6 protein-coding genes and 1 pseudogene are annotated in these 6,712 nt (G+C 66.4%); 3 read left to right on the forward strand and 4 right to left on the reverse strand.

Annotated elements, in window-relative coordinates:
- Window positions 1-299: 299 nt before the first annotated feature.
- Both A5736_RS20450 and A5736_RS20455 read right to left on the reverse strand, forming a co-directional pair.
- On the reverse strand, window positions 300-866 hold the full coding sequence (locus A5736_RS20450) for a hypothetical protein (RefSeq protein WP_254848418.1): 567 nt from the start codon (window positions 864-866) through the stop codon (window positions 300-302).
- Window positions 867-1,111: 245 nt separating this feature from the next.
- A complete protein-coding gene (locus A5736_RS20455; protein ID WP_076248259.1) occupies window positions 1,112-2,635 on the reverse strand; it encodes a CdaR family transcriptional regulator in 1,524 nt (507 codons plus the stop codon).
- 118 nt (window positions 2,636-2,753) lie between these two features.
- Between A5736_RS20455 and A5736_RS20460 the strand changes: the two genes are divergently transcribed.
- Window positions 2,754-3,257: a histidine phosphatase family protein gene (locus tag A5736_RS20460; RefSeq protein WP_076126881.1), complete on the forward strand. Its 504-nt coding sequence runs from the start codon at window positions 2,754-2,756 to the stop codon at window positions 3,255-3,257.
- A 1-nt stretch (window position 3,258) separates the two neighbouring features.
- On the opposite strand, the gene A5736_RS20465 is transcribed toward A5736_RS20460, so the two are convergent.
- On the reverse strand, window positions 3,259-3,801 hold the full coding sequence (locus tag A5736_RS20465; RefSeq protein ID WP_076126879.1) for a DUF3558 domain-containing protein: 543 nt from the start codon (window positions 3,799-3,801) through the stop codon (window positions 3,259-3,261).
- Window positions 3,798-4,346 carry a DUF3558 domain-containing protein gene (locus A5736_RS20470; RefSeq protein ID WP_076126877.1) on the reverse strand — a complete coding sequence of 183 codons (549 nt, stop codon included), beginning with the start codon at window positions 4,344-4,346 and terminating at the stop codon, window positions 3,798-3,800. Before A5736_RS20470 ends, A5736_RS20465 begins: the two co-directional genes overlap by 4 nt.
- Before the next feature lie 197 nt (window positions 4,347-4,543).
- Between A5736_RS20470 and A5736_RS20475 the strand changes: the two genes are divergently transcribed.
- Both A5736_RS20475 and A5736_RS20480 read left to right on the forward strand, forming a co-directional pair.
- A complete protein-coding gene (locus A5736_RS20475; RefSeq protein WP_076248260.1) occupies window positions 4,544-6,289 on the forward strand; it encodes an ABC transporter ATP-binding protein in 1,746 nt (581 codons plus the stop codon).
- A pseudogene (locus A5736_RS20480) lies at window positions 6,286-6,712 on the forward strand (ABC transporter ATP-binding protein); the annotation flags it as partial. The gene A5736_RS20475 and the pseudogene A5736_RS20480, both read left to right, overlap by 4 nt.

The raw sequence follows: 6,712 nt of genomic DNA on the forward strand, positions 1-6,712 counted from the left end.
CCGCCCGGGGGGGTGGGGGTCATTTGTTTTCATCCCTCGCGTTACCGGGGGCGGCGGCGGGGCGGCCCCCCCCGGCCCCCCCCCCCTGACCACTCGGGGCACGTTATGGGCGAAATATTCGCTGCGGTCTTAGCCCGCGTGACGCGAAAAGTGCCGGGGGCCGCCTAATTCCATGATGGCTCGCGCAGGCGCCGCGCTGTTTGCCGGAAACGAACAACGGCGCCGTCGAGCATTGTCGCGACCCGACAAAGCTGCTGCCGCCGTGCCCGATAGCGACCACCGCGTGCGCGCGTGCTGACCTATCGTCGCTCGACGAGGCGATCGAAGCTCTGTTGCCATTGGTCGTAACGGAGTCGGTCAAGGGTGATTCGTGCGCGGGCGAACAAAGCCACCGCCATGAGGCTTATGGCCCACCAGGTCGCGGCCGCGAAGGCCACCGCCTCGGTGCGGGCAGTGTTGACCGGTTGGGCCACCGGATGGCCTTCGGCATCTACCCAAATCTCAATATCGTCGCCGATCTTGGCCGTCAGCGGTGCTGTGACGTCGCCGGTGCGTTCGGCCCCGGAAGCAATCCATCGGGCAGGAACCGTGACCGTTGGGCTTTCAAGGTCCCGGCGTGGATGACTGTCCCCCGTGATAGTCGCGGTCACCGGGCGGCGGGTTTGGACCTGTTCGGCGTAGGCGCGGCTTCGAGAATCGTGGACAGCGGTGCCCACGGCGGCACTGATAGGCACTGCGATCAATGACACCACAACGACCAACACCAAAATCAGTCCCTCCACCCGATCCGTGGCGCGTACCAACGGGTTACGACCAAACAGCCGTACAAACAGCGTCCGCGGCAACGGCACGGTGAAGGTCTCCATCGCGCCGTCGTCGCCGGGTCGGCGATCGCCGATCCGGCGATGACCGGGCTCTGAGGTGGACATCGAACGTTTCCCATCGGAGAGTGCGGGGGTTTGAGCCAGTGCAAGGCGGCCGAACACCGGCCGCCACTCGAACCTGGCCCTGACTTGGCAACCCCCATGATGGTGTGAATCGCTGCCGCAAGCTTTGCCGCAGCCGGACAACCACGCTGCCGCGCTTTGTCGAGCTACGACAGCGCACCTGGTCAATCGGTGTCGATGGCCGCGAGTTCTATCATCATCGCCAGCCGCTTCCTCGCGTCGTCTAACGGCAGATCGGTGATCTCGGCCATCTTGCGCAGCCGGTAACGCACGGTGTTTTCGTGCACTCCCAGACGTTCACCCGCAGCGGTGGGGTCGCCCTGGGCCTCGAGCCATGCTCGCAGCGTGGCCACGTAGTCGGTCCCGTTGGCTCGGTCGTGGCGGCCTAGTTCGGCCACCGGCCCGCGCGATGGGGACCGGCCCGAGCGCGCCGCGGTGCGTAATCGCTGCAGCAGGATGTCAGCCCACGACTCGTCATAGACCGGAGGCGCCGCGCGGGGCGACATCTCGTGCAGCGCCAAACATTCCTCGGCCTCGTCGCGCGCGGCGGCGAGTTCGGTCACCTCAGCCACCCCGCTGATACCGGCCAACACCGTGGCCCGTTCGGGGAGGGCCGCCCCCAAACCGCTCACCCAGCGCCGTGCCGTCGTTGCCTCGTCCCCGGGAAGCACGGTGTAAACGGTGTTGCCTGCCAACGCGCTGCGGCCCGGACGTGACCAGCCGAAACCCATGGTCGCGCGCTCGAACGCGAGCAGCAGCGCAGCATCGCGGTCCGCTCCGACGAACGCTCGGAGTGCAATCACGCGCAATGGGCCGTGCGGCAAACCCAGCCTGCTGGCCACGGTGGCGGCATCAGCGGTGCCCTCCAGTAGGCGGATCACCAGCTCGGATTCGACATGACGCTCCAGGTCCGCGCTGGCCCGCGACCGAAGCAGATGCAGGGCCACCGTGTGCGCACCGTCGGCCAAGGCGCTTAGAGCGCCGCCTTCCAGCGGCGCCGAGCACGCGACCCACACCGACCCGATAAGTTCTCGTCCTGAGCGCACCGCCACCACCATCCGGCCAGACATGCCGCGCTCGTTGTCCTCCGCGACAAACAGCGGATCGTCGGAGTCCGCCAGATGCGCGAATACTCCACGGGCCTCGAACAATGCGCGCAGCTGCTCCGGTGTCTGTCGTTCGAGGATTGTCGCAACCCGCGCAGCGTCGGCATGCCGTTGCTGCCTCGAATACGCCAACACCCGCAACAGCCGATCGTGGATTACAACGGCACCGCCGATGACATCCGCCAGACTGTCCGCCAGCGCGAACAAATCGGTGGGACCGCGGCCGGACTCCGTCTCACGGCCCTCCATTACGAGTCCGTAGACAACCGCCGCGACTTCGCTCCAGGCCATCTCCTCGTCGAGAACCATGATCGCCAGAGCCGCGTCCGCACCGTCGAAAGTGACCTGCTGGCCCTCGCCGCGGACCAGCACCACGACGGATCCAGCAGAGGCTGCCCACTGCACAGCTTGGGCCACGGTGTCTGCACCGATGGCCAACAAGACGTCGCCGACCACGGTGTGGTCACCCGCGGTCTCGTGGATAACCACGCTGCGCAATTCCGTCGATCGCGGCACAGACGACCACTTCAGGCGGACGCCGTAATCGCCCAACACATTCACCAAGCGGTCCAACGTAATCACGAGCCGCTCCCCATACCATCGACCACAGCGACATTGCGGTGACCGTTAACGAACTCTAGACACGACGCGTCGTCGGCGACAGCGCTCAAGCCGAACTTCGAGCACTAACGTGAGTCGGGTGAATGGGCAACGCACCCTGCTGCTGATGCGGCACGCGAAGTCGTCGTACCCGGATGGCGTCGTCGATCACGACCGGCCGTTGGCGCCGCGGGGCATCCGCGAGGCCGGGCTGGCCGGCGACTGGTTGCGCGCCAACGTGCCCCCCGTCGATGCCGTGCTGTGTTCGACGGCCACGCGTGCCCGGCAGACGTTGGACAGGACGGGCATCGACGCCATGGTGCGATACAGCGAGCGACTCTACGGCGCCACCCCCGGCACGATGATCGACGAAATCAATGGTGTCGCCGACAGCGTCAACACCCTGCTCGTCGTCGGGCACGAACCGACAACCTCCAACGTGGCGATCGGCCTAGCGGGCGCCGAGGGCACCGATACGGCTGCGGTGCAACGCATTTCGGAGAAATTCCCGACGTCGGCGATCGCGGTGCTGAGCGTGGCCGGCTGCTGGAAAGGGGTGGAACTCAACCGGGCCGCGCTGGTCGCCTTCGAGATACCGCGCTGACCTAGGAGTTGGTGGCCAGCGTCAATTCCATCAGCTTGATGGCCTGCGCACAGGCGTCGATACCGGGCGCCTGGGGATTCACCCACCAGCCGACCACCCCCGCCGCGTCGCTGGCCACTCCGCACGCGCCGTTCGGATCGTCGGGGCGCATCACAATCGAGTTGATGCCCGCGATCTGACGGCTCTCGACCTTGTACCTCAGGAAGTCAGCAACCTTACGCTCGTTGCCCAGGCTGCCCTGTTCGAACCAGAACCTGGTGATGTCGATCAGTCCGGCGGGGTTGGCCGCCTGCCACCGGCAGATCGCGCCGACGAAGGTGCTCTGGATGTCGAGCGGATCGGCACCCACGGTCTTGGCCAGGATGTCGGAGGTCAAGACCTCGCATTCCTTCAGCAGGTTGGGGTACTGCTGCTGGGAGTTGTTATTGGGGGACGGGCCGCCCGCCTTGATGGCCTTACCGCCGACCGACCGTGAACAACCGGTCGCCACCATCAGCGCGATGATCAGAACGGCGACACCGCCACGCACGCCTCGGCTGCTCATTTCGCGTTCGCAATCGACTGACGGGCCAGTTCTTTGGCTATGTCGCACGGCGGCGGGAACGGCTTCTGGCTAAAGCTGATCGACCATTCGATGAAGTCGTCCTGGAATTGGATCCCGACCTCGCACAGCGAGTCGCCCAGGTTCGGTTCGTTGCCGACGGCGATGAAACCCCCGTGGCCGTTGATGTTGATGTCATCGACGCTCGCCCGCGACAGCTCCTCGGTCTTGCGTTCGCGACCGATCGGGCTGCCGCGGTACCAGGAGAAGGAGAAGTGCGGGCCGAGAATGCCGCCGCCCGCCAGCCACTGGCACCCAACGGAGTTCCGGGCGGTATTGATCAGTCCGTTTACCTTGGTCAGTTCCGCCACCGTCTGATCGCCGACGCCGCCGCATTGCGGGAACATCGGCCCGTGGTGACCGTCCCCGCTCCCAGGTTCGGTCGATGAAGTCGCGCCTGGTTTGTTGTCGCCGGAACTCGAGCACCCCGCAGAAATCAGGATCGTGGCCGACGCCGCGACGGCGAGCGCTGTCAGGTTACGACGCACCGATACTCTGCTTCTTCTCAGCCTGCTGCCGGTCCACACGATGCCCCACACGATGCACTGTAGCGGCAGCCCCGCGGGTCAACCACCGACGCGCCCGCTGAGCTGGCAATTCAATGCCGTTGCCGGATGCGGCGCGAGCGCGCAACCCTCCGGCGGTGCTCGGGACCGGGACCCCTGCCATATGCGACAGTTACCAAATGCTCCTGGCACTGCTGCGCCAGTACATCCGGCCGTACCGTCGGCTGGTCGCGGTGCTGACGGTGCTCCAGATAATCAGCACCCTGGCGACGCTGTACCTGCCCACGGTCAACGCGGCGATCATCGACGACGGCGTCGCCAAGGGCGATACCGCCGCCATCCTCAGCCTCGGCATGCTGATGCTCGCGGTCACGGGTGTACAGATGTTGTGTTCGGTCGGGGCGCTCTACGTCGGCTCGCGGACGGGGATGGGCTTCGGCCGCGACCTGCGCTGGGCGATGTTCGAACACGTCACCACCTTCTCCGAGCGCGACACCGCACGGTTCGGCGCACCGACGCTGCTGACCCGCAGCACCAACGACGTCCGGCAGATCCAATACCTGGTCCAGATGGGGGCCACGGTTCTGGTCACCGCGCCGATCATGTGTGTCGGCGGCATCTTCATGGCGATCCATCAGGAGGCCGCGCTGACGTGGCTGCTGCTGGTCAGCGTTCCGATCCTGGCCGTGACCAACTACTGGATCATGTCGCACATGCTGCCGCTTTTCCGCAGGATGCAGAGCCTGATCGACGGCATCAACCGGGTGATGCGCGACCAGCTTGCCGGCGTCCGCGTAGTGCGCGCGTTCACCCGCGAACGCTTCGAGCGCGACCGGTTTGCCCGAGCTAATGCGGCACTGTCGAACGCGTCGCTGAACGCCGGCAACTGGCAGGCGTTGATGCTGCCGGTGACCACACTGACCATCAACGTGTCCAGCGTCGCGCTGATCTGGTTCGGCGGGTTGCGCATCGATCGCGGCCAGATGCAGGTCGGCTCACTTACCGCGTTTCTGGCCTACTTCACCCAGATCCTGATGGCGGTGCTGATGGCGACGATGACGCTGGTCATCTTGCCCCGGGCGTCCGTGTGCGCCGAACGGATCACCGAGGTGCTGTCCACCCGCCCGGCGATCGGCGATCCGCCGAGCCCCAAATTTCCGCGCGACGGGATCACCGGAGTCGTGCGCGTGCAGAACGCCACCTTCACCTATCCTGGCGCGGATCGCCCAGTGCTGCAGGACATCTCGTTCACGGCGCTACCCGGCAGCACCACCGTTATCGTCGGTAGCACCGGCTCGGGAAAGTCGACGCTGATATCGCTGATCGCCCGGCTCAACGACGTGACAGCCGGCGCCGTCCTGGTCGACGACGTCGACGTCCGCGACTACCACACCGAGCGACTCTGGTCCGCGATCGGGCTGGTCCCCCAGCGCGGCTACCTCTTCTCCGGCACCGTCGAGGAAAACCTGCGTTACGGCAAGGTCGACGCGTCAGACGAGGAGATGTGGGACGCGCTGCGAATGGCGGCCGCCGAGGGATTCGTCCGGGCACACGACGACGGACTGCGCATGCGGGTCGCCCAGGGTGGAATCAACTTCTCCGGTGGGCAACGGCAGCGGCTTGCCATCGCCCGCGCGGTCATCCGCCGCCCGGCCATCTATCTGGTCGACGACGCGTTCTCCGCGCTCGACGTGCACACCGACGCGCAGGTGCGCGACTCGCTGCGCGCGATATCCGCGGGCGCCACCATCATCGCTGTCACGCAACGAATTTCGACCGCCGCCCAGGCGGATCAGGTGATCGTCGTCGACAACGGGATCATGGTCGGTTCGGGCACCCATGAATCGCTGCTGGCCGAGTGCCCCACCTACGCGGAATTCGCCGACTCGCAGTCCGTCGGCGCCGGGGTCGGGGACGCACAATGACGGCGGTGACCAGTAGGCCGACCCGGGGCGCCGCGCCGGCGCCGGCCGCGCGGTCCCGCGATTTCTGGGGTTCGGCGATGCGGCTGGTGAAACAGCTTGCGCCGCAACGAGGGCTGGCCACCGCGGTGATCTGCCTCGGCATCACCGGCACGGCGATCGGCGTCGTCGTTCCGCGAATCCTCGGCCATGCCACCGATCTGCTGTTCAACGGCGTGATCGGCCGCGGCCTCCCGGCCGGTATCACCAAAGCACAGGCCGTCGCTGCGGCCCGCGGCCGCGGCGACACGGGCTTTGCCGATCTGCTCTCGGGGATGAACGTGGTGCCGGGCAAAGGGGTGGACTTCGGCGCGGTGGCCAGCACGCTGGCGGTGGCGTTGACGCTGTATCTGGTTGCGTCGCTGCTGATTTGGATACAAGCGCGGC

Origin of the sequence: Mycobacterium sp. SP-6446 (assembly GCF_001954045.1) — a bacterium.
Taxonomy (GTDB): domain Bacteria; phylum Actinomycetota; class Actinomycetes; order Mycobacteriales; family Mycobacteriaceae; genus Mycobacterium.